The sequence below is a fragment of the Micromonospora echinospora genome (genome assembly GCF_900091495.1).
GTDB lineage: Bacteria > Actinomycetota > Actinomycetes > Mycobacteriales > Micromonosporaceae > Micromonospora > Micromonospora echinospora.
Map to the genome: position 1 here is coordinate 3,649,825 of NZ_LT607413.1, position 24,552 is coordinate 3,674,376.

The 24,552-nt window shown below is 74.0% G+C and carries 22 protein-coding genes and 1 tRNA gene; 14 read left to right on the top strand and 9 right to left on the bottom strand.

Going from position 1 to position 24,552, the window contains the following annotated elements; all coding sequences use genetic code 11:
• Nucleotides 1-127 precede the first annotated feature (127 nt).
• From GA0070618_RS16620 to GA0070618_RS16630, 3 genes are all read right to left on the bottom strand, one after another.
• Nucleotides 128-1,546: a hypothetical protein gene (locus GA0070618_RS16620; protein ID WP_088982460.1), complete on the bottom strand. Its 1,419-nt coding sequence runs from the start codon at nt 1,544-1,546 to the stop codon at nt 128-130.
• 153 nt (nt 1,547-1,699) lie between these two features.
• Nucleotides 1,700-2,140 carry a hypothetical protein gene (locus GA0070618_RS16625; RefSeq protein ID WP_094977973.1) on the bottom strand — a complete coding sequence of 147 codons (441 nt, stop codon included), beginning with the start codon at nt 2,138-2,140 and terminating at the stop codon, nt 1,700-1,702.
• A 203-nt stretch (nt 2,141-2,343) separates the two neighbouring features.
• On the bottom strand, nt 2,344-3,369 hold the full coding sequence (locus tag GA0070618_RS16630; protein WP_197701763.1) for a hypothetical protein: 1,026 nt from the start codon (nt 3,367-3,369) through the stop codon (nt 2,344-2,346).
• A gap of 132 nt (nt 3,370-3,501) precedes the next feature.
• Between GA0070618_RS16630 and GA0070618_RS16635 the strand changes: the two genes are divergently transcribed.
• A complete protein-coding gene (locus tag GA0070618_RS16635; protein WP_170107873.1) occupies nt 3,502-4,158 on the top strand; it encodes a TetR/AcrR family transcriptional regulator in 657 nt (218 codons plus the stop codon).
• Between the two features lie 35 nt (nt 4,159-4,193).
• Here the strand turns inward: GA0070618_RS16635 and GA0070618_RS16640 are convergent.
• The 3 genes from GA0070618_RS16640 to GA0070618_RS16650 all read right to left on the bottom strand — a co-directional run bounded on the left by GA0070618_RS16640 (nt 4,194) and on the right by GA0070618_RS16650 (nt 5,876).
• Nucleotides 4,194-4,266: transfer RNA gene (locus tag GA0070618_RS16640), tRNA-Arg, on the bottom strand.
• Nucleotides 4,267-4,385: 119 nt separating this feature from the next.
• Nucleotides 4,386-5,342, bottom strand: coding sequence for an alpha/beta hydrolase (locus GA0070618_RS16645; RefSeq protein WP_088985581.1), 957 nt, complete (start codon nt 5,340-5,342; stop codon nt 4,386-4,388).
• A gap of 111 nt (nt 5,343-5,453) precedes the next feature.
• Nucleotides 5,454-5,876 carry an HPF/RaiA family ribosome-associated protein gene (locus GA0070618_RS16650; RefSeq protein WP_231931761.1) on the bottom strand — a complete coding sequence of 141 codons (423 nt, stop codon included), beginning with the start codon at nt 5,874-5,876 and terminating at the stop codon, nt 5,454-5,456.
• A 419-nt stretch (nt 5,877-6,295) separates the two neighbouring features.
• Between GA0070618_RS16650 and ssb the strand changes: the two genes are divergently transcribed.
• From ssb to GA0070618_RS16670, 4 genes are all read left to right on the top strand, one after another.
• Nucleotides 6,296-7,246 (top strand): single-stranded DNA-binding protein, encoded by a 951-nt coding sequence (gene ssb / locus GA0070618_RS16655; protein WP_088982462.1) that lies wholly within the window; start codon nt 6,296-6,298, stop codon nt 7,244-7,246.
• 248 nt (nt 7,247-7,494) lie between these two features.
• Nucleotides 7,495-8,637 (top strand): cobalamin biosynthesis protein, encoded by a 1,143-nt coding sequence (locus GA0070618_RS16660; RefSeq protein ID WP_088985582.1) that lies wholly within the window; start codon nt 7,495-7,497, stop codon nt 8,635-8,637.
• Nucleotides 8,634-10,175 carry a cobyric acid synthase gene (locus tag GA0070618_RS16665; RefSeq protein WP_088982463.1) on the top strand — a complete coding sequence of 514 codons (1,542 nt, stop codon included), beginning with the start codon at nt 8,634-8,636 and terminating at the stop codon, nt 10,173-10,175. Before GA0070618_RS16660 ends, GA0070618_RS16665 begins: the two co-directional genes overlap by 4 nt.
• Nucleotides 10,176-10,365: 190 nt before the next feature.
• Nucleotides 10,366-10,974, top strand: coding sequence for a hypothetical protein (locus GA0070618_RS16670; protein WP_143740358.1), 609 nt, complete (start codon nt 10,366-10,368; stop codon nt 10,972-10,974).
• Between the two features lie 46 nt (nt 10,975-11,020).
• Here the strand turns inward: GA0070618_RS16670 and GA0070618_RS16675 are convergent, their stop codons facing one another.
• Nucleotides 11,021-11,422 carry a rhodanese-like domain-containing protein gene (locus GA0070618_RS16675; RefSeq protein ID WP_088982465.1) on the bottom strand — a complete coding sequence of 134 codons (402 nt, stop codon included), beginning with the start codon at nt 11,420-11,422 and terminating at the stop codon, nt 11,021-11,023.
• 92 nt (nt 11,423-11,514) lie between these two features.
• Between GA0070618_RS16675 and GA0070618_RS16680 the strand changes: the two genes are divergently transcribed.
• From GA0070618_RS16680 to GA0070618_RS16695, 4 genes are all read left to right on the top strand, one after another.
• Nucleotides 11,515-12,168 (top strand): nucleoside/nucleotide kinase family protein, encoded by a 654-nt coding sequence (locus tag GA0070618_RS16680; protein ID WP_088982466.1) that lies wholly within the window; start codon nt 11,515-11,517, stop codon nt 12,166-12,168.
• Nucleotides 12,165-13,532, top strand: a complete 1,368-nt coding sequence (locus GA0070618_RS16685) for a dipeptidase (RefSeq protein ID WP_088982467.1) — start codon at nt 12,165-12,167, stop codon at nt 13,530-13,532. The genes GA0070618_RS16680 and GA0070618_RS16685 overlap by 4 nt, the downstream gene beginning before the upstream one ends.
• A gap of 67 nt (nt 13,533-13,599) precedes the next feature.
• Nucleotides 13,600-13,806: a hypothetical protein gene (locus GA0070618_RS16690; protein ID WP_088982468.1), complete on the top strand. Its 207-nt coding sequence runs from the start codon at nt 13,600-13,602 to the stop codon at nt 13,804-13,806.
• Nucleotides 13,807-13,956: 150 nt separating this feature from the next.
• A complete protein-coding gene (locus GA0070618_RS16695) occupies nt 13,957-15,549 on the top strand; it encodes an ATP-dependent DNA ligase (RefSeq protein ID WP_172900301.1) in 1,593 nt (530 codons plus the stop codon).
• A 21-nt stretch (nt 15,550-15,570) separates the two neighbouring features.
• Here the strand turns inward: GA0070618_RS16695 and GA0070618_RS16700 are convergent, their stop codons facing one another.
• A complete protein-coding gene (locus GA0070618_RS16700) occupies nt 15,571-16,437 on the bottom strand; it encodes an SURF1 family cytochrome oxidase biogenesis protein (RefSeq protein WP_231931762.1) in 867 nt (288 codons plus the stop codon).
• Between the two features lie 304 nt (nt 16,438-16,741).
• On the opposite strand from GA0070618_RS16700, the gene GA0070618_RS16705 reads away from it, so the two are divergent.
• Together GA0070618_RS16705 and GA0070618_RS16710 are read left to right on the top strand one after the other, a co-directional pair.
• Nucleotides 16,742-18,190 (top strand): cobyrinate a,c-diamide synthase, encoded by a 1,449-nt coding sequence (locus tag GA0070618_RS16705; protein WP_088982469.1) that lies wholly within the window; start codon nt 16,742-16,744, stop codon nt 18,188-18,190.
• Nucleotides 18,187-18,756, top strand: coding sequence for a GNAT family N-acetyltransferase (locus GA0070618_RS16710; RefSeq protein WP_088982470.1), 570 nt, complete (start codon nt 18,187-18,189; stop codon nt 18,754-18,756). Before GA0070618_RS16705 ends, GA0070618_RS16710 begins: the two co-directional genes overlap by 4 nt.
• A gap of 20 nt (nt 18,757-18,776) precedes the next feature.
• On the opposite strand, the gene GA0070618_RS16715 is transcribed toward GA0070618_RS16710, so the two are convergent.
• Complete coding sequence (locus tag GA0070618_RS16715; protein WP_088982471.1) at nt 18,777-20,909, bottom strand: transglycosylase domain-containing protein; 2,133 nt, start codon at nt 20,907-20,909, stop codon at nt 18,777-18,779.
• 155 nt (nt 20,910-21,064) lie between these two features.
• Here GA0070618_RS16715 and cobC point away from each other — a divergent pair, with 155 nt between their 5' ends.
• From cobC to cobA, 3 genes are all read left to right on the top strand, one after another.
• Nucleotides 21,065-22,156, top strand: coding sequence for an Rv2231c family pyridoxal phosphate-dependent protein CobC (cobC, locus tag GA0070618_RS16720; protein WP_088982472.1), 1,092 nt, complete (start codon nt 21,065-21,067; stop codon nt 22,154-22,156).
• Nucleotides 22,150-23,223, top strand: a complete 1,074-nt coding sequence (cobT, locus tag GA0070618_RS16725; RefSeq protein ID WP_088982473.1) for a nicotinate-nucleotide--dimethylbenzimidazole phosphoribosyltransferase — start codon at nt 22,150-22,152, stop codon at nt 23,221-23,223. Before cobC ends, cobT begins: the two co-directional genes overlap by 7 nt.
• A gap of 76 nt (nt 23,224-23,299) precedes the next feature.
• On the top strand, nt 23,300-24,526 hold the full coding sequence (cobA, locus tag GA0070618_RS16730) for a uroporphyrinogen-III C-methyltransferase (protein WP_088982474.1): 1,227 nt from the start codon (nt 23,300-23,302) through the stop codon (nt 24,524-24,526).
• The last annotated feature ends 26 nt before the right edge of the window (nt 24,527-24,552 follow it).

The following is a 24,552-nucleotide window of genomic DNA, read 5'->3' on the forward strand; positions in this document are numbered from 1 at the left end:
TCCGGCGCACGGCGTGCCTCCGGGCCGTACGCCCGGCAGCCGGGGCCCGCCGGTGGACGACGCGTGGATCGTCCACCGGCGGGCGTACCAGCCGGTACCACCGACGCGGCCGGGGCCGGACGGCCTGTCAGCTGTCGTAGCGACAGACCCCGCCGGTGTTCGCCGAGCAGTCGTCGAGCTGGAGGCTGTCCACGTTCAGCGCGTGGTTGCCGGTGGTGCTCTGGTTCGGCACGGCCACGGTCACCCGCACGCTGGCGGCGTTCGCCGGGGCCGTGCCGGTCACCCGGTACTCCACCCAGCTACCGGTGACCGTGGAGGTGCTGCCGGAGGTGGTGGAGAGCAGCGTCCCGCCCGCGTTGTACCAGGCGAGCTGGAGCTGCGCGTCGACGGCGGTGGTGCTGCGCAGCCGGGCGAATGCCTTGTACGTCCGGCCGGGGGTGACCGCCGGACGGCTGGAGAGCGCGATAGACGACGCGTTGTGCGGACCGCTGTAGGTGTTGAACTGCACCGAGCGGCGGCCGTCGGAGTAGACGCAGGAGTTCGCGGCGACCCCGCAGGCCGGCGTGACCTGGTGCCAGCCGCCGGCCGAGGTGAACGTCGACGTGGTGCTTCCCGGGGTGGCCGCCTCGACGGTCCGTTGCTCGGCGGTGAGCAGGTCGTTGCTGGCGCCGCTGTCGCAGCAGACCGGGGTGGTCAGCATCGGGTGGTTGGCGATGTTGCCCAGGGTCGTGGACGGATGGTTGTCGATGTAGAACTGGGCGGAGAGCTCACTCGGGTCGTAGTAGGTGCGGAAGCCCGGGTCGACGTTCCAGTTGTCCCACCAGCCGTACATGATGTCCTGGTAGTAGGGCTGTCCCGTCTCGGCGAACCAGGCGTGCGGCGCGCCGAGCACGTGGAACAGCTCGTGCCCACCGACCCCCACCGTCCAGGACTCGGTCACCGCCGAGCAGTGCACCCCGCTGGACGTCCCGCCGGTGGGGCAGAGGTACGCGTCGGAGTTCGACGCGAAGTCGGTGAAGACCAGGTAGATCCGGTTGCTGTCCTGGTACCCGGCGGAGATCAGGTCGCTGCGGACCGTACCGGCCGGGGTGTTCGGGTTGGTTCCGGCCTCGATCTTCTCGGGGACCACCAGGGACCGGGCATAGCCGGCGTACGTGCTGGTGTCGTACCCGGTCCGGCAGCTCAGATTGAGATGCTGGTCGTAGTTGGACGACTGGTCGAACGCCCAGTCGATCCGGTCCACCACCTTGGCGAGGTACTCGACGTTGGCCTCGTAGTTGTTGCCGTTGCCGTCGTGCCAGGCGTAGATCACCTGGAGGGCGTTGGTCCCCCCGGTGGGGGCGGCCGGGTCGGCGACGGTCGACTGGCAGCCGCGCTTGGGCACGTCGGGCAGGGCCGGTAGCGCGTATGGCTGCGTGGGCTCGGCGCCGGGCCCCCAGGCCAGGGCGGGGGTGGGGTGGACCACCGCGAGGGCGGTGGCCAGGAGGGCCGTGGCGGCGAGGGCGAGACCGCGTGGCCGGCGCGTCCGGAGCAGGGATCGGGGCAAGGGGATCTCCCGGGATCGTGGTGGAAGCGTTCCCACCGGGACGATGCCCGCCCATCCAAGCCCATTCGAGTGATGTATATCAATTAACTGGAGTGGTGAAGAAGATCATTCCCAAGTCCTGAGTGGACTCTTGCCGGCGCGGGCCGGCGCTGACTACCGGGTGTTGGGCGGGAGAAGATGCGCCGTGGGGGCGTAGTCGATCTTCCAGTCGGTGTAGACGCCGAGGGTGCCGTCGGCGAGGCAGCGCAGGCCAACGCTGACCCAGCGGACCTCACCGTCACCGGTCAGGGCGTATCCGACGGCGACGGCGAAGGTCTCGGCCCCACAGGGACAGGCGCACTCCGCCAGCTCGGCGTCGTCCAGATGGTCGTCGCTGTCGGCGAGGGCCGCCTCGGTTCCGCACCCCAGGCAGAGGACGGCCGCACAGCCCTCCTCGTCGTCCACCGCGACCCGGAACGTCCTGCCGTCGCAGTGCCGGCACGCGACGTCCACGACATGATGCACCCGGTAGCCGCCCGCGCGGTACTCCCGGACGTAGGCGGCCAGGGCCCCGGAGTCGTCCCGGTCCGACCGGTCGGCGACTTCTGCGGACATGGCCGGCTCCTGACACGTGGGCGAAAGGCTGCGGCGAGCAGGGTAGCGGCTGAGCAGATCGCCGGGCCGACGTGTACTGGTAGGACAGGAGGCAACACAGGCAGCGTCACCTCCTTCCTGGGGCCTTTACCGCTTCCATCTGCTCGGGATCCGTACTGCGGCCAGTGCAGATCCCGAGCCGTGGTCACCGTGCGCGGGGCCTGTCACCTCCGATACCGCTGCGCTACTGCCGTGAAGGCGGCCTTGGGCTCCCACTCCATGTCGGGGTAGGTCTGTCCCCGGCGCCCTTCGAGGAGTTTGACGATGCCCAGGCTGGCCCGGTCCAGATCGTGCCTGGGGTCGCCGTCCGGGCGGTGCGGGTAGCCAGGCAGGGCGAACAGGAACACGAACGCGCTGTCCACGCCCTCGGTCTCGAAGATCTCCAGCAGTTCGCTCAGGTATGCGGCCTGGCCGGCCTCGTCACGCTCGTATATGCCGTTCAGCCGTACGGGGGCCTTGGTCTCCGGGTCGTGCTCGACCACTTCCAGCACCCGCCCACCGCGGTCCCCCGCACCGCGGTAGGTCGCGGTGCCGAACCCGGTGATGGCGAGCGGCTTCGGACCTCGGGCCAGGGTGCGCACCGCCTCCCGGAACCGGTCGGCGACCTCGGCGGAACGGATCAGCTCGAACGTCACCACGTCGAAGGGAGTCCAGTCGACCTGCTCGAACTGGATGGATGAGTAGGTGAGTCTGCCCTGGAAGCGCTCGCGGACCGTGGCCGCGGCCTCGCGGAGGAAGGTGTTGATGCGCACGGAGAGCTCGCGCACCGCTTCGGCCCGCCGCTCGGGTTGGCGCATCAGCTGCTCGACCCGATCCTCGGGGCTTTCTCCGGACAGAAACCCGCGGTTCATCACGCTCAGCTCGACCCCGGCGACGAACACGACGGTGGCCCCCTGCTGTCGGAGCCGTTCCGCTCTCTCGGCGCAGTCGCGGAAGAGCACGAGGATCTGTTCCGGGTCCAGCTCCAGCGGATAGGGCGAGAACCAGATCTCCAGGCCGAGCTCGGCGGCGGCACGGGCGGCCAGCTCCAAGCGATCCGGGTCGCCGCCGATGATCTGGACCGCGTTGCAGTGCAGGTCGTCGCGGATGATGGCGAGCTCGCGCCGGACCACCTCGGGGTCGAAGTGCTCGCGGGACACCTGGTCGTGCACGACGAATCCGGTGTCGTAGGTCATACCTCTTGCCCGCATGGCGGCGTCCTCTCTGTCGGTCCCGGTCGAGCCGAGACTGACAGAAAACTTGCGTGTACGCAAGTTTTCGTGCGCGCAAGTTTGATGTGTGTGGCTTTGAGTGTGTGCAGTCCGGCATGGGACGCTGGCACCGTGACGACACCACCACCAGGGCTGCGGGAGCGGAAGAAGCAGGCCACGCGCGAGGCGCTACGCGAGGCGGCCCTACGCCTGGCCGAGGAGCGCGGACCGGACAAGGTGCGGGTCGAGGACATCGCCGAAGCGGCCGGGGTCTCGCCGCGCACCTACAACAACTACTTCGCCAGCCGCGAGCAGGCGATCGTCTCTGCCGTCACCGCGGACCGGGAAGCGCTCATCGCGGCGGCGGTCGCGGCCCGGCCCGCAGGAGTACGCCTGGCTGACGCCGTCACCCAAGCAGTGGTCGAGCAGTACACGGACACTGGCGAGCGCGAACACAAGGCGCTGCTGCTGATCACCACCCAGACCGCGCTACGCGACGCGTTCCTCGATACCACCGCCGGCATCGAGCCCCCTCTCGCGGCCGTGATCGCCGAACGCCTGGACGACGCCGGAGCGCACACGGCCCGCGTCCTCGCGGCAAGCGTGGCCGCGGCAGTTCGCATCGCGCTGGAAGGGTGGCTCCAGCCCGCCGGGAACACAGCGACCCCCGCCGAGAGCGCCGCCGGAGGACTGGTCGTGCCCTCCGGCTCGCTGGCCGACCAGCTCCGCAGGGCGCTGGCCCCGCTCGCGCCCGCGTTCGACGCTGCCGAGCGACGCACCCAGCCGTGAAGCCGACCCCGCTGGCGGCATCCACTGAGGTCCAGCGCGCCTGGCAGGATTCGAACCTGCGGCCTTGGGATTAGAAGTCCCCTGCTCTATCCGCTGAGCTACAGGCGCATGGCGTGGTGGTCCGGCGGGCCGGACCGTACCGGGTGTGCGCCAAGAGGGTACCGCTGACCGGGGGTGTCGCGGTGGTACGGGGAGGGGCGGATCCGTGCGAGCCCGTGCCGCCCCGGTCAGCGGCCGGCGTCGACGAGGGCCGCGTCGACCCACCGGTCGATCTCGGCGAAGACCTTCTCGCGTACGGCGGGGCCGGAGAGCGTCAGGTCGTGCATGCCGCCGTCGATGCGGGCCACGGTCACCTGGGGCCCGAGCCGGGGTGCCCAGCGGACCATGTGCGCCACGTCCAGGACGGCGTCGGCGAGCATCGCCGACCCGTGCCACCGCTTACGCCGGAAGGTGCGGGTGGAGCAGGCCACCAGCACCGGCACCGGGATGTCCAGCCCGGCGCGGAGCTGCCGTTGCGCCCGGCGGATCGCGGCCAGCCAGCCGATCCGGACCGGGAACCCGGCGAGCGGCTTCCAACTCAGGTCGTAGCGCCACTCGCCCCGGTGGTCGGTGTGCAGGCACTCGCCGTACACGGTGCCCAGGCCGAAGGGGAGGACGCGGTGCGGCGCGCCACGGCCGAGCCGGGTCACGGCGGCGGCGAGGGGCCGGCGGACCAGCCAGGGCGCGTTGATGTCGAAGAAGGGGCTGTTGAGCAGCAGTCCGTCGACGAGGCCGGCGTCACGCCGCGCCGCTGCCCAGACGGCGGCGAGCAGGCCGCCGGTGGAGTGGCCCATCACCAGCAGCGTGTCGTGGCCGTCCGAGGTGCGGACGAAGGTGGCGGCGGCGTCCAGTTCGGGGAAGTAGTCGCCCAGGTCGCGGCAGTAGTTCGGGGTCTGGTGCGGCAACAGGCTGCGGCCGTACTTGCGCAGGTCGAGGGCGTAGAAGTCCCAGCCCCGGTCGGTCCAGAACTCGGCCAGGTGGGTCTGGAAGAAGTAGTCGACGAACCCGTGCACGTAGAGCACGGCCCGCCGGCTCGGGCGGGCGGCCCGGCAGCGGACCAGGGTGGCGACGACCGGGCCTTCGTCGTCGGGGTCCAGCTCGATCGTGTACCGCTCGAAGGGCGGTCCGAGTACGTCCGGTTCCACGCCGGTCACGCTACGCCCGCCGGTTACCGAGCGGTAGACCCGTGTCGGTCTCACGTACCCACGCGCGTCGCCGCCCACCGGGAGCCCGGCGGGCGGCGACGGACGGTGCGGTCAGGCGACGCCGGTGTGGGCCGTGGCCTCCGTGTCGTCGTCGGTCGACGGGGTGTCGGTGCCGGTGTGGCCCTCCTCCCGCAGGTGCTTGTTGTGCCGGGGTTCCTGCTTGGTCTTCGCGTCGTTGAGCCGGCGGCGCAGGTCGTCGCGGACGTCGTTGAGCGCGGCGTGCAGGTCCTCCTCGGAGGAGGTGGTGACGATCTTCTGCCGGCCCGCGATCCAGCACTCCAGGGTGACCTTCTGCCCCCGGGCCTCCCGGTCCTTCACCGACACTTCCAACTCGGTGGCGTCGGCGTGGAACGAGGCCAGCCGGGCGTCCAACGTGACGAACTGCTCGGCGATCCAGTTCCGGTCACCCTGAGAGAATCCGGCACCGACACGCAGGCACTCGGCGACGGTGGCGGGATTCGCGACGGCGCTCATCGGGTCACCTCACGCCGGGTGGCGACGGTCGTACCGGACGAGGCTGTTCTGCACATGGTCGCTGACCTTTCCGTTGGACGACGTGGCGCGGTGGCTTCCGGACGGTGCCGGCCCGTGCCCGCGTCGGCTTTTCCTGCGGTACGTGTGGACGCTCCCCGCTTGATCGGACCCATACCCAGCCGACCTCCCTGCGGAAACCGCCCGGCGACTCCGGGCGATCCGATCGTCGCCCGCTGTGCGGCAGGCTGACCAGGGCCGGTGGACCTAGCACATCGGGACCTTGATCAGGTCGTTGTCCACAGCCGGCCGCGTTGTCCACAGGTAGGCGGAGGCCGGTGGACCGCTGGGCGGCGGTGGGACACGCTCGGCGCCGAGTCGACTCGTCACCGCAGGTCCCGATCCCCTGGAGGGGTGATGTGATGTTCGATACCTATGTAACGATCGTCGGAAACGTCCTGACCGCGCCGGAATGGCGGCGGACCACACAGAGCGGCACGCTGGTCGCCAACTTCAAGGTCGCCTCGACCGCCCGCCGGCTGGACCGGGAGAGTGGTCGCTGGGTCGACGGCAACAGCCTCCGGGTCCGCGTCAACTGCTGGCGCAAGCTCGCCGAGGGAGTCGCCGCCTCGGTGATGGTGGGCGATCCGGTGGTGGTCGCCGGGCGGCTCTACACCCGGGACTGGATCGACGACGCCGGCAACCAGCGCACCCTCTACGAGTTGGAGGCGGTCACCGTCGGGCACGACCTCGCCCGGGGGCGGGGCCGGTTCCTGCGCAACCGTCCCAGCATGGCGACCAGCAGCGTGGAGGACGCCGAGGCGGAGCGGCGCGTCCACGGCACGCCGACCGAGCCGGTGCCGGACGACGAGGTGCCGGTCTCCCTCGACGACCGGCCGCTGGACGACGACCTCGACCGGCCGCTGCCCGGTGGCCTCGACCGGCCGCTGCCCGGTGGCCTCGACCGGCCGGTGCCCGGCGACCCGCGCCGGCTGCCCGGATTCGCCGCCGGCGCGGTGGATCTCGGCTCCGATCCCTTCGACGCTCCGGGCAGTGGGTCCGGGGCGGTGGCGACCGTCGGAGCCGGTACGGGCCGTGAGCCGTTGGTCGCCCCGATCGCCGAGCTGGCCGGGGAGGCCGACGAACTGACCGAGGAGGCGGACGACCCGACCGACGGGGCAACGGGGATCGGCTCGGGTGAGCCGTTCGGGGATCTCGACCCGTTGCCCGAGGGCACGGAGCCGGCCGAAGAGGTGTCGTCGACCGCGGGGGAGTCGGCGGCACTGCCGGTGCGCCGGTCCCGGCGGGGCGGCCGGGTCAGCAGCGGGGCCCGCACCGACGGCGGCCGGACGCGGGAGACCGTGCCGGCCTGAGCACCCGGCCCGTGGCGAGGATCCGGGGCGGGGCGACGGCAGCGGAGCCGTCGACCCGTCCCGGGTGCGGCGAGCGAGGGTTCGACGTGCACGGGGAGCACGGCGTTCGGCTGGGGAGTGACTCTGCTCCCCGGCCGGTGGACACCCTCCGCCATCGGCGCGTCGCGTTCCCGTCACCGGCTCGCCGGGCGCCGGGACGGCTGGGTGACGAAGGCTAGGCTTACCGGCCGGAGGTGGTGCGGGTGCGGATGCGGCAGGCAGTCATCGTCGCCGACGCGGCCGGGCTGGCGGCGGGGTACGCGCTGGACGCGTTCCTCGGCGACCCGCGCCGATGGCACCCGGTCGCCGGGTTCGGTCGGGCCGCCGGTGCCCTGGAGCGACGTCTCTACCGCCCGGACCGGGCGGCGGGCGCGGCGTTCACCGCGCTCGCGGTCGGCGTGCCGGTGCTGCTCGGCGCGGCGGGAGCGCTCGCCACCCGCCGGCGACCGGTGGCCCGGGCGGTCCTGGTGGCGGCCGGCACCTGGACGGTGCTCGGCGGTCGCACCCTGCGCCACGAGTCCGAGATGATGGGCCGGGCGCTGCGCGACGGCGACCTGCCGGCCGCCCGACGTCGGCTCAACCACCTCTGCGGACGCGACCCGTCCGTCCTGGACGAGCCGGAACTCGCCCGGGCCACCGTCGAGTCGGTCGCCGAGAACACCTCCGACGCCGTGGTGGCACCGCTGTTCTGGGGTGCGGTCGCCGGGCTGCCCGGCCTGCTCGGCTACCGGGCGGCGAACACCCTGGACGCCATGGTCGGTCACCGCTCGGACCGGTACGCCCGCTTCGGCACCCCCGCCGCCCGCCTGGACGACCTGCTCAACCTGGCCCCGGCCCGACTGACCGGGCTGCTCACCGTGGCCGTGGCCCCGGTGGCGCGGGGCGACCGGGAGCGGGCCTGGCACGTGTGGCGACGGGACCGGAACGACCATCCGAGCCCCAACGCCGGGCAGTGCGAGTCGGCCATGGCCGGGGCGCTCGGGGTGCGGCTGGGCGGGCGGAACGTCTACTTCGGGCGCTCCGAGGTGCGGCCGTTCCTCGGTGACGGGCCCCGGCCGGAGGCCCGGCACCTGCGTCGGGCGGCACGGATTTCCGGGGCGGTCGGCCGCTCCGCGCTCGCGTTGGCCGTCGCCGTCGCGGTGGGCCGGGCGGCGCTGGGTCGGGCGGTACCGGGTCCGGACCGGAACGGGCGAGTGCGGGGAGCGCTGGGTCGGGCGGTACCACGTCCGACAGGCGTGGAAGACCGGGTGCGGGGAGCGCTGGGCCGGGCGACGCCGGCCGGGGTGGCGTCGGTGCGTGACATCCGGGCGGGGGCGTCCCGGGTCGGGGCGGGGAGAGGGAGAGCGGCATGAGCGGCGGGTTGCTGGTCGCCGGGACCACCTCGGACGCGGGCAAGAGCGTGCTGACCGCCGGCATCTGCCGCTGGCTGCACCGCCGGGGCGTCAAGGTGGCTCCCTTCAAGGCGCAGAACATGTCCAACAACTCGGCCGTGGTGGTCGGGGCGGACGGTCGGGGCGGCGAGATCGGCCGGGCGCAGGCCATGCAGGCCGCCGCCTGCGGGCTCGCCCCGGACCTGCGCTTCAACCCGGTGCTGCTCAAGCCCGGCAGCGACCTGGCCAGTCAGGTGGTGCTCCTCGGCGAGGCGGTCGACACGGTGACCGCCGGCAACTTCCGGGTGCTGCGTCCCCGGCTCGCCGAGACGGCGTGGGCCGCCCTCGCCGAGTTGCGCGCCGAGTACGACGTGGTGATCTGCGAGGGGGCGGGCAGCCCGGCCGAGATCAACCTCCGGGACGGCGACTACGTCAACATGGGGCTGGCCCGGCACGCCGGGCTCCCGGTCGTCGTCGTCGGCGACATCGACCGCGGTGGGGTGTTCGCCTCCATGTTCGGCACGGTGGCCCTGCTGGACCCGGCCGACCAGGCGCTCGTCGCCGGCTTCGTGGTCAACAAGTTCCGGGGCGACCTCGGCCTGCTCCAGCCCGGACTGGACATGCTGCGCCAGGTGACCGGCCGTCCCACGTACGGGGTGCTGCCCTGGCACCTCGACCTCTGGCTGGACGCCGAGGACTCGCTCGCCTACGGCCGGGTGCTCGGCCGGCCGGCCGCCCCGCACGGCGACGAGTGGCTGGACGTGGCCGTCGTCCGGCTGCCCCGGGTCAGCAACGCCACCGACGTGGAGGCGCTCGCGACCGAGCCCGGCGTGCGGGTGCGGCTGACCGTCGAGCCGGCCGAACTCGCCGCCGCCGACCTGGTCGTCCTGCCCGGCTCGAAGTCGACCGTGGCCGACCTCGCCTGGCTGCGGGAGACCGGGCTCGCCGACGCGGTCCTCGCCCACGCGGCGGCGGGAAAGCCGCTGCTCGGCATCTGTGGCGGCTTCCAGATGCTGGGGCGGGCGATCCACGACCCGGTGGAGAGCCGGCGGGGCAGCGTGCCGGGGCTCGGGCTGCTGCCCGTCGAGATCACCTTCGACCCGCGCAAGACCGTCCGCCAGTCCGCCGGCGCCGCCTTCGACGACGTCGAGGTCCGGGGCTACGAGATCCACCACGGGTACGTCTCCACCGCCGACCCCGACCTGCCCCCGCTGCTCACCTACGCCGACGGCCGGAGCGAGGGAGCCCGGCTCGGCGCGGTGTACGGCACGCACTGGCACGGGGCCTTCGAATCCGACGACTTCCGCCGCCGCTTCCTTGCCGAGGTGGCGGGGCAGGCCGGGCGGCGGGGCTTCCGGCCGGCGCCGGCCACCTCGTTCGCCGCCGCCCGGGAACGCAGCCTCGACCTCCTCGGCGACCTGGTCGAGGAGCACCTGGACACCGACGCCCTCTGGCGGCTCGTCGAGTCCGGCCCCCCGACCGGCCTGCCCTTCATTCCCCCGGGCGCACCCACCGGCTGAGTGCACGCGGTCCCTCCCGGGGCGGCCGGACCTTTCCGGGCCGGGGCCGGACCTTTCTGGGCCAGGGGCTGGTCCGACGGGCCGGGGCTGGTCCGACGGGCCGGGGCTGTCCGGTGTCGCCACGTGGCTCGTGGCTCGCCCGGGGGCGGGCCGGGCGTCCGTCCTGAGGGGACTGTGTGAGACTCTGCCGATGCTCACGCTGACGGCCCGGTGGCCGCTTGCCGGGATGGTGCTGCCCCTCGTTCTCGCCGGTTGCGCGGCCGGATCCCGACCTGCGGCGTCGGAGGACGCCAGGGCCACGCCGACCCGCGAGTACCGCCTGGTCGACGACCTCTGCGACCAGCTCGACCCGACCCCGCTGACCACGCTGAGCGGCATCCCGACCACGCAGACGAAGTACAAGCCGGTCCGCCCGGAGTCACGGCACCGGAGCCTGAGCTGTGGGCTGTCGGCCGTCGACAGGGAGAACGCGTGGGTCTACAGCCTCCAGGTCACCGTCAGCCTCGACGACGCGGCGAACCCGGCCGAGGGGAAGCTGACCTCGCGGGGGGCGGAGCGGACCGTAACGGACCTGGGCGACCGCGCGTTGATCCACGTCGCCGAAACCCTCACCCTGGACAATCCCGTGCGCGAGGGTCAGAAGATCCAGTCGCAGACGGGCACGATCCGGGTCGTCGAGGGTCGGCTGGGCTTGCAGTTGAGCTACAGCGGTCACGGCGGCACCGCGCCGGCCGTCGTCGACGCCGAGGCACTTCTGACCGGGTACGCGCGGCAGACCCTCGAACTGCTCGGCGGTTGACCGCCAGGAACCGTCGCCGGACCCGACCGGCGACGGCGGTGGCGGCTCAGTGACGGACGTCGGCGGGACGGTCGGACATCGGCAGGCCCGCCGCCCGCCACGCCTCGACCCCGCCGACCATGTCCGTCGCCCGGTGCAGCCCGAGCGCCCGCAGGCTCGCCGCCGCCAGGCTGGAGCTGTAGCCCTGCCGGCACACCACGACGACCTCCAGGTCGTACCCGGTGGCCTCGGGGATCCGCCAGGTGCTGGCCGGGTCCAGCCGCCACTCCAGCACGGTCCGGTCGATCACCACCACGCCGGGCAGTTCGCCCTGCTCGCGTCGTTGCAGATCGGTGCGGGTGTCGACCACGAGCGCGCCTCGGCCGGCGGCCTGGATCGTCTCGTGCGGGGTGAACCGACGTACGCCGGCCCGCGCCTGTTCGAGCAGGGCGTCGACACCGGGACTCATCACGGAATGGGACACGAACCGATCGTGCCGACCCGGTCGGCGGGCCGCCCACCGAACCCCCTCCCGCCACCCGATCGGTAGCGTCGGCGGACGTGGTGGCGGTGGTGGAGGCGTACGCGGAACTGGCCCGGCGGGTGCTGACCCGGCCGGCACGGTTGGGGCGTACCCGACTGGTGGCGGTCGACGGGCCGAGCGGCGCGGGCAAGAGCGTCTTCGCCGACCGGCTCGCGGACGCCCTGGCCGCGCTCTCCGGCGGCGACCGGCCGCCGGTGGTGCACACCGACGACCTGCTGGACGGCTGGGCCGACCAGTTCACCTTCTGGTCCCGGCTGGAGGAGCGGGTGCTGTCCCCGTTGCGCGCCGGCCGGCCCGGCGGTTACCACCGTTACAGCTGGGTGCGCCGCGAGTTCCTGCCCCGGGTGGTCCCGGTGCCGGTCACGCCGGTGCTGATCGTGGAGGGGGTCAGCGCGGCCCGCCGGGCGGTCCGTCCCGAGACGACCCTCGCGGTCCTGGTCACCGCGCCGGCCCAGCTGCGGTTGACGCGGGCGGTGGCCCGCGACGGCGCGCGGATCCTGCCCGAGCTGCGCCGCTGGCACGCGGAGGAGCGGGCCCACTTCGATGTCGACGGCACGGCGACCGGGGTCGACCTCGTGGTGGACGGCGCGCCGACCCTGCCGCACGACGGCCGGCGCTACTTCGTGCGCCGCACCGGGCCCGGTAAGGCCGGCATACGATGCCGGTCATGACCACTCCGATCATGACCGAGTCCGAGCTGCGGGCCGCCGTCGAGCGGGAACTGCCCGGCGTCCGCGCCGATCTGGAACGCCTCGTCCGCATCCCCGGCATCGCGTTCGACGGCTTCGACCACGCGCAGGTGGAGCGCTCCGCCGAGGCGGTGGCCGAGCTGCTGCGCGGCTGTGGCCTGGCGGCACGGATCGTGCGTTCCGGCGGCCAGCCCGCGGTGATCGGGACGAGGCCCGCCCCGCCCGGCGCGCCCACGGTGCTGCTCTACGCCCACCACGACGTCCAGCCGGTCGGCGACCGGTCCCTGTGGGAGTCCGACCCGTTCGAGCCGGTCGAGCGGGACGGCCGCCTCTACGGCCGGGGCGCCGCCGACGACAAGGCCGGCATCATGGCCCACGTCGCCGCGCTGCGCGCCTTCGGCGACGCGCTGCCGGTCGGGGTGGTGCTGTTCATCGAGGGTGAGGAGGAGTACGGCTCCGACTCCCTGGAGCGTCTCCTCGCCGAGCACCGGGACGAACTCGCCGCGGACGTCATCGTCATCGCCGACTCCACCAACTGGGACATCGGCGTGCCGGCGCTGACCACCTCGCTGCGCGGCATCGTCAACTGCTTCGTCGAGGTGCGTACCCTCGAACACCCCGTGCACAGCGGCATGTTCGGCGGACCGGTCCCGGACGCGCTCACCGCGCTGTCCCGCCTCCTGGCCAGCCTGCACGACGAGGTGGGGGACGTGGCGGTGGCGGGGCTGGCCCGCGCGGCGGACGCGACGGTCGACTACCCGGAGGACCGGTTCCGTGCGGAGGCCGGTCTGGTCGACGGGGTGTCGCTGATCGGCACCGGCGGGATCACCGACCGGATCTGGGCCCGTCCGTCGGTCGCGGTGCTCGGCATCGACGCTCCGGCCACCGCGGAGGCCCCGAACGCCCTGGTCCCGGCGGCGAAGGCCAAGCTGAGCGTACGACTGGCGGCGGGGGACGACCCGAAGCGGGCGTACCAGGCGATCCGTGCCCACCTGGAGCGGCACGCCCCCTGGGGCGCACGGGTGGAGGTCACGCTGGAGCACGACGGCGCGCCCTGTGTCATCGACTGCTCCGGCCCGCTGTTCGACGCGGCCCGTGCGGCCTTCCGGACCGCCTGGGACGGCGTCGAGCCGGTGGAGACCGGGATCGGCGGCTCCATCCCGTTCATCGCGACCTTCCAGGAGATGTTCCCGCTGGCGGCGATCATGGTGACCGGGGTCGAGGACCCGCACTCCCGGGCGCACGGGCCGAACGAGAGCCTGCATCTCGGCGAGTTCGCCCGGGTCTGCCTCGCCGAGGCGCTGTTGCTGGCCAGGGTCGCCGAGGCGGGCACGAAGCGGAACTGACCGGACACGCGGTCCGATTTCCGGGATTCCGGCACGTCAGGGACGTGCGTACGCTAGCCTCTCGAACATGAGTACGAACGAGGTGATGGCGCGGCTGGAGGCCGCCGTCAGCGCGCTGGGGGACGTCGACGTCTCCGCCTGGCCCGACGAGACGCTCCGCGAGCGGCTCGGCGAGCTCTCCACCGCGCTGGTGGCGCTCGACGCCGTCCTGGCGCGGGTCGCCGGTCAGGTCCGTGACCGTGGACTGCGGATCGAGGAGCCGGTGTCGGCCTGAGCCGTCCCCGGTCGGGTCTTCCGGCGGGCGGTTCCGGCATCCCGCTCTTCGACGGTCCCGGCATCCCGGTCTGCGGGCGGTCGGTCCCGGGGGGCTCGCCGGTGCGGGTCTTCCGGCGGACCGCCGGTGTCGTCGGAGGTGGCTGGCAGGATGGGAACCGTGCGGTTCCTCGACCTGGCGGCCACCTCCGCCGCGGTCAGCGCCACCAGCGGCCGGCGGGCCAAGGTGGAACTGCTCGCGGGGGCGTTGCGCGCGCTCGACCCGGCGGAGGTGCCGGCCGGCGCCGGCTGGCTCGCCGGCGAACTGCGCCAGCGACAGACCGGTGTGGGTTGGGCCAGCCTCCGCGACCTACCGCCGCCGGCCGGCGTGCCGACGCTGACCGTCGCCTCGGTCGACGCGGCGATCGACGAGATCGCCGCCGTGCACGGGCCGGGCTCCCAGGCCCGCCGCCGTGCCCTGCTGCACGCTCTCCTCGCCGCGGCCACCGCCGCCGAGCAACGCATGCTGGTCGGCCTGTTCAGCGGTGAGCTACGCCAGGGCGCGCAGGCCGGGCTGCTCGCCGACGCCGTCGCCCGCGCCGCCGACGTGCCGCTGGGCGCGGTGCGTCGGGCCCTGCTCGTCGCCGGTGACCTCCGCGCGGTGGCGGTCGCCGCCCTCGACGGGGGTGCCGCCGCGCTGGCCGGGTTCGGGCTGCGGGTCGGGCGTCCCCTCGCTCCGATGCTGGCCCAGAGCGCCCCCACGGTGGCCGACGCGCTCACCGCCACCGGTGCTCCCGCCGTCGTCGACGTCAAGCTCGACGGCATCCGGATCCAGGTGCACCGCTCCGGCTCCGACATCGCCGTCTTCACCCGCAGCCTCGACGAGATCACCGCGCGCGTCCCCGAGGTGGTGGCGGCCGTCCGCACGCTGCCCGCCCGGGAACTGGTGCTCGACGGGGAGGCGATCGGGCTCGACGCCACCGGGCGACCGCTGCCGTTCCAGGAGACCTCCAGCCGGGCCGCCCGCCGTACCACCCCCAGCGTCGCCGCCCGGACCCCGGTCGCCCCGGCCGTGCTCGCCGCCGCCGCCACGACCGGCGGCACCGTGCTGACGCCGTACTTCTTCGACCTGCTGCACCTCGACGGCGAGGATCTGATCGACGCGCCGGGCCGGGACCGCTGGGCCGCGCTGGCCGGGGCGGTCGACGCCGAGCTGCTGGTCGGGCGGACGGAGGTCGACGGCCCGGAAGCGGCCTCGGCGGCCTTCACCGCCGCGCTGGCCGCCGGCCAGGAGGGGGTCGTGGTCAAGTCCCCCGACGCGCGGTACGACGCCGGCCGGCGCGGGGCGGCCTGGGTGAAGGTGAAGCCCCGGCACACCCTCGACCTGGTCGTTCTCGCGGTGGAGTGGGGCAGCGGCCGGCGCCGGGGCTGGCTGTCCAACCTCCACCTGGGCGCGCGGGACCCGGCCACCGGTGGCTTCGTCATGCTCGGCAAGACCTTCAAGGGGCTCACCGACGAGCTGTTGCGCTGGCAGACCGAGCGGTTCCTCTCGATCGCCGTGGAGCGGGGCGAGCACGTGGTGCGGGTCCGCCCCGAACAGGTGGTCGAGATCGCCTTCGACGGGGTGCAGACCAGCCCCCGGTATCCGGGCGGAGTGGCGCTGCGTTTCGCCCGGGTGGTGCGCTACCGCGACGACAAGAGCGCCGCCGAGGCGGACACCATCAACGCCGTCCGGGCCCTGCGTCCGGCGTCGGCCACCGGCTGACCGACCGGGCGGGCCGACCCGTCAGACCGGGCCGGTCCGGGTGGGTTCCTCGACCCGGCCGCCGGTGGGCTCCTCGGCCCCGTCTCCGGTTTCCTCCTCGACCCGGTCACCCGAGGGACGGCGGACGCCGGCCAGCCGGTGCGCCTCCCGCCGGGCCACCCAGCCGTACGCGACCAGCGTCATCGCGGCGAAGAGCCACCACTGCACCACGTAGCCGAGGTTCTGCCAGTTGTTCTCGTGCCGCACCGGCACCGCCTGGAAGACCGGTTCGGCAGCCGGGGTCTGCTCGTCGAGCAGCACGTACGCCCCGTGGATCGGGTAGGGCAGTTCCCGGGCGAGCTGGGCGACGCCGATCCGGCGGGTCTCCAACCGGCCGTCGCGCCGGTCGACGGCGCCCGCCCCGCTCTCGCTGAGCCGGACCCGGCCGACCACCGTCACCTCCCCACCCGGCGTGGCGGGCAGCTCGGGCCGTGCGGTCGCGTCCCCGCCGGGGGTGGGCGGCACCCAGCCCCGGTCCACCAGGACGGCCGAGCCGTCGGCCAGCAGCAGCGGGGTGACCAGCTCGAAGCCGACCTGGCGGTCGACGCTCCGCCCTCGGATCCAAACCGAGTTGGCCGCGTCGTACCGCCCGGTGACGGTGACCCGGGTCCAGACGTCCTCCGCGTCCGGCGCGGCTCCGGCCGTGCCGGATGACCCGGTCGGGGCCGCGAGCACGTCGCCCAGCGGCACCGGCGTCATCCGCGCGGTCGCGTCGATGCGCTCGTTGATCGCCGAGCGGCCCTGGTAACGGTCGAGCTGCCAGTTGCCGAGCTGCACCATCACCGCGGCGGCGACCAGCGCCAGCACGAGATAGCCCAGCCAGCGGGGCGTCAGGAGGAACCGGTACACGCCCCGAGGCTACTCGCCCGACCGGCAGTCACTGCCCGGGACCGGTACCGGACGGACCGGGGGAGGGCCGGACCGTCGCGGGACCCAGGGCCGGACCCAGGGCCGGACCGTCACCGAACCCGTGCCGCCGCCGCGCGATCCCGTCGGTGCGTGGCGGGTCGGTTACCGCGATTCGGCGGGGTGGTTGGGTATCGTCACGCGGACGAACCATCGGGCGGCGTCCGGGTCACCGTGGCACGACCGCCCACGCGCCGCCACCGACCGTGCGCGTTCGCCGCGTACCGCCGCCACGGAGGATCGATCAATGAGCGTCGTGCCACGTCTCGTGGTCGCCGCGCCCTCGTCCGGGCACGGCAAGAACGCCGTCTCGATCGGCCTGGTCGCCGCCTTCCGGAAACGGGGCCTGGACGTCGCCGGGTTCAAGGTGGGGCCGGACCACGCCGACGCCGCCTACCTCGGGGTGGCCGCCGACGGACGACCCGGCCGCAACCTCGATCCGCGGCTGGTCGGGCCGGAACGCGTCGCCCCGCTCTTCGCGCACGGGGCGGCCGGGGCGAAACTGGCGCTGGTGCAGGGCACCATGGGCCTCTACGACAGTGTCGCCGGCCCGTCCGAGGTCGAGTCCACCGCCGCGGTCGCCACCGCGCTGCGCAGTCCGGTGGTGCTGGTGGTCGACGTGTCGACGATGGGGCAGTCGCTGGCCGCGCTGGTGCACGGCTTCCGTTCGTTCGACGAACTGCTCTGGCTGGGCGGGGTGATCCTGAACCGGGTCGCCTCCCCACGGCACGAGGGGCTGCTGCGCGAGGCGCTCGACGACATCGGCGTACCGGTCTTCGGGTCGCTGCGCCCGGGAGACCTGCCCCCGATGTTCCCCGCCCGGTCGTACGGCATGGTGCCGGCGCTGGCGGGCGATCCGGAGGTGACGCGGGCGGCGCGGCGGCTGGGGGAGGGCATCGCCGACCGGCTCGACCTGGACGGCCTGCTCCGGCTGGCCCGCTCCGCGCCGTCGCTGGCCGTCGAACCCTGGTCACCCGGCGCGCCGACGGCCGTCGTCCGGCCCGACCGTCCGGTGGTCGCGCTCGCCGGCACCGCGCGTGGGGGCTACGGGTACGTCGAGACCGGTGAACTGCTCGCCGCCGCCGGGGCCGAGGTGGTTCCGGTGGACCCGTTCCGCGACGAGGCCCTGCCGGCGGGCACCGCCGCGCTGGTCGTGGGATCGGGGCTTCCCGAGGCGTACGCGGAGCAGCTCTCCGCCAACGGCCCGCTCCGCGCGGCGGTGGCGGAACTGGCCCGCGCCGGGCGTCCGGTGCTGGCCGAGGGGGCGGGCCTGCTCTGGCTGGCCCGGGAGCTGGACGGCCGGCCGATGTGCGGGGTGCTCGACGCGACCGGGACGACCCACGACGGCACGGTGCTCGGCTACCGGGAGGCGACCGCCGCGACGGAGAGCCTGGTGGCGACCCGGGGCGCGGTACGCCACGGCTACAAGCAGCACCGGGCGGTGCTCACGCCCCGGGCCGGGGAACGCCCGGCCTGGAGCTGGCCGGGCGGGCCGCCCGAGGGGCACGTCTGGTCCGGCGGGTACGCCTCACAGCTCGCCCTGCACTGGGCCGGCGCACCGGACGTCGCCTCCCGGCTGGTCGCCGCCGCCGTGGCAGCCACCCGGCGTGCCCCGGTTCCGACCAGCCCCGGACCCGCCGGACCGGTGGCCGTCGCCCCGGCCCGGGTCGGCCGCACCCCGGAGGTCCCGGCGTGATCGGGCAGGTGGCGGTGCGCCGCTTCCCGGACCTGACCGTCTCCACCCCGCGTACCGAGGTACGCCGGCACAGCGCGCGGGACGCCGACCCGGTCTCGGGGATCTTCGCGGACCGGTTGACCCAGCGCTGGCTGCCGCTGGCCGACGAGTCGGGACACATCGACGGGCTGGCCTGGTGCACGGACCTGGCCCGGCAACGGCGGGACAGCGGCGACGGCGACCACTTCGCGGTGGTGCGCCGGGAGGACGCCCGGGTGGTCGGCTGCCTCTGGACCAGACGGACCGACTGGGGTGCCCGCCTCACCGAGGTCTCGTACGCGATGGCGCCGGAGGCGCGGGGCTACGGCCTGGCGGCGGAGGCCGTCCTCGCGCTCGCCATCGCGCTGATCTTGGAGCACGGGTTCCAGCGGGTCGAGTTGCGGGTGGCCCCGGGCAACGTGGCGTCCCGGCGGGTGGCCGAGAAGGCCGGATTCAGCTACGAAGGCCTGCTGCGCAACGCCGGCTACGTCCGGGGCAACCGCGTCGACCTGGAACTCTGGTCCTTCGTCACGGCCGACCTCCGCTGAGACCACCATCCCGGTCGGGGTCACCCGACCAGGCGGTCGGGAGGCGGGGTGAAGTCGCGGCTGGGCTGGCCCTTGAGAGCGTCCCGGAGGGTTCCGGCGACCGCGTCGATCGGTCGCTGGGACTGACCGTCGCCGACCGCGTTGAACGGGTTGTCCGGGTCGGAGATGAAGCTCGCCGCCGCCAGTTCCGGGGTGTAGCCGACGAACCAGGCGGACCGGGTGCTGTCGGTGGTACCGGTCTTGCCGGCCACCGGGCGACCGACCGTGCCCCGGACGCTGTCGGCGGTGGACCAGCCCCCGCAGCCTCCCCGGGCCGGTGTGTCGCCGGTCGGGCAGCGGGCCGCGTCGGTGGCGGCCTGGGCCGCGCCGGCGTCCACCACCTGCCGGCAGCGCGGCTTGGCCACCTCGCGTTCCAGCCCGCCCGCGGTCCGGTAGGTCGCCGGGGTGCCGTCCCGGTTGGTGATCGACAGCACCGGGATCGCCTCGCAGTACCGGCCGTCGGCGGCGATCGCCCCGTACGCGTTGGCCAGCTCCAGCGGCGTCGCGTCGGAGACGCCGAGCGTGAACGCGCCCCACGTCTTCGCCTTCTCCGGCGACGCGTGGTCCCGGTCGACGTCGGTGCGCCAGCGCAGTCCGAGCTGCTCGGCGAGCCGGACCGCCCGGTCCGCGCCGACCTTCTCCTCCAACCAGACGAAGTACGTGTTGACCGACTTGCCGAAGCCGGACCACATGGTCTGCGTCCCGCTCATCGCCCCGCTCGCGTTCGACGGGGACCAGCCGTTGTAGACCTCGGAACGGTACCGGTGCGGGGCGTTGAACGAGGTGGACAGCGGCATCCCGGCGTCCAGCGCGGCGAGCATCGGGAACATCTTGAACGTCGAGCCGGCCTGGTAGCCGGGGAGGGTGCCGCCGCCGAGCAGCGGGGCGACCGTGTTCGGGTAGTTGGCCTTGACCTTCGGGTCGGCCTCCGGGTTGGAGGTCGGCGGGTTCTCGCTGGTGTCCAGGGAGTACTTCCGGTTCACCGCCATCGCCTTCACCCGGCCGGTGCCCGGCTCGGTGACGACCAGCCCGTGCGCGAACGGACTGCCGGTGCTGCCCTCGGCGTCGATGTTCTTCTCCGCGGCCTCCTGGATCTTCGGGTCGATACTGAGCACGATCCGGTAGCCGCCCCGGCGTAGCTCGTCGATGCGTTCCAGCCGGTTCTCGCCGAACGCCGACTGGGAGCTCCACCAGTTCTTCAGGTAGTCGCAGGCGAAGCCGAGGCTGTTGTGCTGCTGCGGGATCGAGGCGCAGTCGTTGCGCGGGTCGCTCTGGTCGATCCGCAGCGGTTCGGTGCGGGCCTGCGCGGCGGCCTCCGGCGAGAGGTAGCCGAGCTGACCCATCCGCTCCAGCACGTAGTTGCGGCGGCCGAGGGCCTCCTGCTGGTCGGAGGTGACCGGGTCGTACTCGGACGGGGACTTGACCAGGCCGGCCAGCGTGGCGGACTCGACCGGGGTCAGGTCCTTCGGCTTCTTCGAGAAGAAGATCTGCGCGGCGGCGTAGATGCCGTACGCCCGGTGCCCGAAGTAGGCCGAGTTCAGGTAGCGCTCCAGGATGTCCTCCTTCGACATCTGCTTCTCCACGTCCAGGGCGAGCCGCATCTCCCGGACCTTGCGGAGGCTGGTCTGGGCGGTCGCCTCCTGCACCTCCTGCGGCGTGGTGGCGCTGTCCCGCAGGGCCATCCGGACGTACTGCATGGTGATCGTCGACGCGCCCTGGGAGACCCCGCCGGACTGCGAGTTGGCGACGAAGGCCCGGACCACGCCCTTCGGGTCCACGCCCCGGTGCTGGTAGAAGCGGGAGTCCTCGGCGGCGACCATGGCCTGCTGCATGCTCGGCGCGATGTCCTTGAGCTTCGTGTACTGCCGGTACTCCTCGTAGAACATGGTCAGCACGGTCTTGCCGTCGGCGGCGTAGACGTAGGAGGTCTCGGCGGGCAGCGAGGCACGGAGCAGGTCGGCCCGGTGTTCGGAGAACTCGGCGCCGACCTTGGCGCCGATGCCGGCGGCGGCCACGATCGGGTACGCCACGGCGGCCAGGATGATCCCGGCGATCAGCCCGGCGCGGAGTAGAGGGACACAGTGACCGAGGGCAGAAAGGGGTCGGTAGCTCACGCCGTCAAGCTATGACATATCCCGTTAAGAGATGAGTCATATTCATAATCCTTACGAGGGACGCGGACGTCACCGGCCTGCCGTCCGGCGGTGGTGACGTGCCCCACGCCCCGATCCGCTGTCCCACGCGCCGGCTTCCCGGCAGGATCGCGGGCATGCGTGGTCAGCCGATCGGAGCGCCCCCGGGCGTCATGCCGGAACCCGACCTCGGTCACCACGGTGACGTCGAGGTCGGCGAGGGTCTGCGCGACCTCGCGGTCAACGTCCGTCAGGCCCCGATGCCGCCCTGGCTGGCCGAGCCGCTGGCCGCCACCCTGGCGGACCTCGCCCGCTACCCCGACCCGGCCCCGGCCCGCGCGGCGGTCGCCGCCCGCCACCGTCGTCCCCCGACGGAGGTGCTGCTCACCGCCGGGGCCGCCGAGGGTTTCGTGCTGATCGCGCAGGCCCTGCGCGGGATACGCCGACCGGTGGTGGTGCACCCGCAGTTCACCGAGCCGGAGGCCGCCCTCGCCGCCGCCGGCCACCGGGTGGAGCGGGTGCTGCTCGACGCGGCCGACGGGTTCCGGCTCGATCCGGCCCGGGTGCCCGCCGACGCCGACCTGGTCATGATCGGCAACCCCACCAACCCGACCTCCGTGCTGCACCCGGCCGCGACGATCGCCGCGCTGGCCCGCCCCGGCCGGGTCCTGGTGGTGGACGAGGCGTTCGCCGACACCACCACCGCGCCCGGGGTGCCGGGTGAGCCGGAGTCGCTCGCCGGCCGGCGTGACCTGCCCGGTCTGCTGGTGCTGCGCAGCCTCACCAAGACCTGGGGGCTGGCCGGGCTACGGATCGGCTACCTGCTCGGCGCGGCCGACCTGCTGGCCCGCCTCGCCCGGGTCCAGCCGCTCTGGGCGGTCTCCACCCCGGCGCTGGCCGCCGCGACCGCCTGCGCGAGCCCGGCGGCGGTCGCCGCCGAGCGCGCCATCGCCGCGCGCCTCGCCGTCGACCGGGACCACCTGCTGGCCCGCCTCGCCACCCTGCCCGGAGTACGCGTCGCGGGTCGCCCGGCCAGCGCGTTCGTGCTGCTGGAGGTTCCTGGCGCGGACCGGATCCGGCTCGCCCTGCGCGACCGGGGCTGGGCGGTACGCCGGGGCGACACGTTCCCCGGGCTGGGCCCGGATTGGCTGCGCGTGGCGGTCCGCGACCCGGCGACCACCGACGCGTTCACCGAGGTACTGGCGGAAATCCTGGAGGCGTCATGTTGACAACCACGATCGCGGCGATCGGCCCGCTCGACCAGACGGCCATGGCCGCTGCCCGGGATCTCCAGGCGCGGCTGACCAAGCCGGCCGGTTCCCTCGGCGCCCTGGAGGAGCTCTCGGTACGCCTCGCCGGCCTGGCCGGCGCCTGCCCGCCGCCACTGCCCGAACCGGCCGCGGTGGCGATCTTCGCCGGGGACCACGGCGTCCACGCCCAGGGGGTCACCCCCTGGCCGCAGGAGGTCACCGCGCAGATGATCGGCAACTTCCTGGCCGGCGGGGCGGTGGTGAACGCCTTCGCCCGCCAGGCCGGCGCCTCGGTCACCGTGGTCGACGTCGGCGTGGCCACCCCGCTGCCGCCCGTCGCCGTCGCCGACGCGGCCGAAGCACCCCGGCTGGTGGCGGCGAACGTCCGCCCCGGCACCCGCGACCTTTCGGTCACCGCCGCACTCACCCGGGACGAGGCGCGGGCGGCGGTGGAGACCGGGATCCGGGTCGCCGACGACCTGATCGAGGCGGGGGCCGGCATCCTGCTCACCGGGGACATGGGGATCGCCAACACCACCCCGTCGGCCGCCCTGGTCGCCGCCTTCACCGGGGTCGACCCGGCCGAGGTGACCGGCCGGGGCACCGGGGTGGACGACGAGACGTACCGGCGGAAGGTGGACGTGGTGCGGCGGGCGCTGCACCGGCACCGGCCCGACCCGGCCGACCCGCTCGGTGTGCTCGCCACTGTCGGTGGTCTGGAGCACGCCGCACTGGCCGGGCTGATCCTGGCCGCCGCCGCCCGCCGGATCCCGGTGCTGCTGGACGGCGTGATCGCGGTCTCCGCCGCGCTCGCCGCCGCCGCGTTCGCGCCGGACGCGGTGGGCGCGATGATCGCCGGGCACCGGTCCGCCGAGCCGGGTGCCACCGTCGCCCTGCGCCACCTCGGCCTCGACCCTCTGGTCGACCTGGGGCTGCGCCTTGGTGAGGGCACCGGCGCGCTGCTCGCCCTGCCGGTGGTGACCGGGGCGGCCCGGGTGCTGCACGAGGTGGCCACCTTCGACTCCGCGGGAGTGGCCGAGAAGTGAGCGAGCGGGGCGAGCGAACCATCGGGCTCAGTAGCGGGGCGTCTCGCGCCGCCGGGGAGCGGAGCGAGGCGGCGGCGTGAGCGTCAACCCGTACCCGCTGGGGTTGCGGCTGGCCGGTCGGCGGGTGGTCGTGGTGGGCGGTGGCACGGTGGCCACCCGCCGGGTGCCGGCGCTGCTGGACGCCGGTGCGGACGTCCTGCTGGTCTCCCCGGAACTCACCCCGGCGCTGCGCGCGCACGTCGACGCCGGGCGGCTGCACTGGGAGCCGCGTCGCTTCGTCCCGGCGGACCTGAACGGGGCGTGGCTGGTCCACGTGGCCGTGGACGACCGGACCGCCGCCGCGGCGGTCAGCGCCGTCGCGGCCGAACGCCGGATCTTCTGCGTACGTGCCGACGACCGGTTCGCCGCCAGCGCCTGGACGCCGGCGGTGACCCGGCACGGTCCGGTCACCGTCGCCGTGCTCGGCGGCGGCGACCCGCACCGGTCCCGGGCGACCCGGGACGCCGTCCGGGACCTGCTGGACGGCCCGGACAGCCCGCTGCGGCCGGAGGCGGGGACGGGGAAGCGGCGGCGGGCCGGGCAGGTGGCCCTGGTCGGGGCGGGGCCGGGCGACCCGGAGCTGATCACCCTGCGGGGCTGGCGGCTGCTCGCCGAGGCCGACGTGGTGGTCGCCGACCGGCTGGTGCCCGGACTGCTCCTCGACGAACTGCACCCCGACGTCGAACTGGTCGACGCCTCGAAGATCCCGTACGGGCCGTCCCGGGCCCAGGAGGAGATCAACCGGATCCTGGTGGACCGGGCGTCGGCCGGCGCGTTCGTGGTCCGGCTCAAGGGCGGCGACCCGTACGTCTTCGGTCGGGGCGGCGAGGAGTTGCTCGCCTGCGCGGCGGCCGGGGTTCCGGTGACCGTGGTGCCCGGGGTGACCAGCTCGATCGCGGTCCCGGCGTCGGTCGGAATCCCGGTCACCCACCGGGGGGTGGCCCACGAGTTCACCGTGGTCTCCGGGCACCTCGCCCCGGACCACCCGGACTCCCGGGTGAACTGGGCGGCGCTCGCCGCGCTGCGCGGCACCCTGGTGATCCTGATGGGCTTGAAGAACCTGCCGGCGATCACCGCCACCCTGCTCGCGCACGGTCGCGATCCGGCCACCCCGGCGGCGGTGGTCCAGGAGGGCACCACCACCGCCCAGCGCACGATCCACTCCACCCTCGCCGGCGTGGCGACCGACGCCGCCGGGGCGGGTCTGCGTCCACCCGCCGTGGTGGTGGTCGGCGACGTCGTCTCCGCCCTCGACCACCCCTGAGCTCGACGCCCGGAGCGGGGAACACG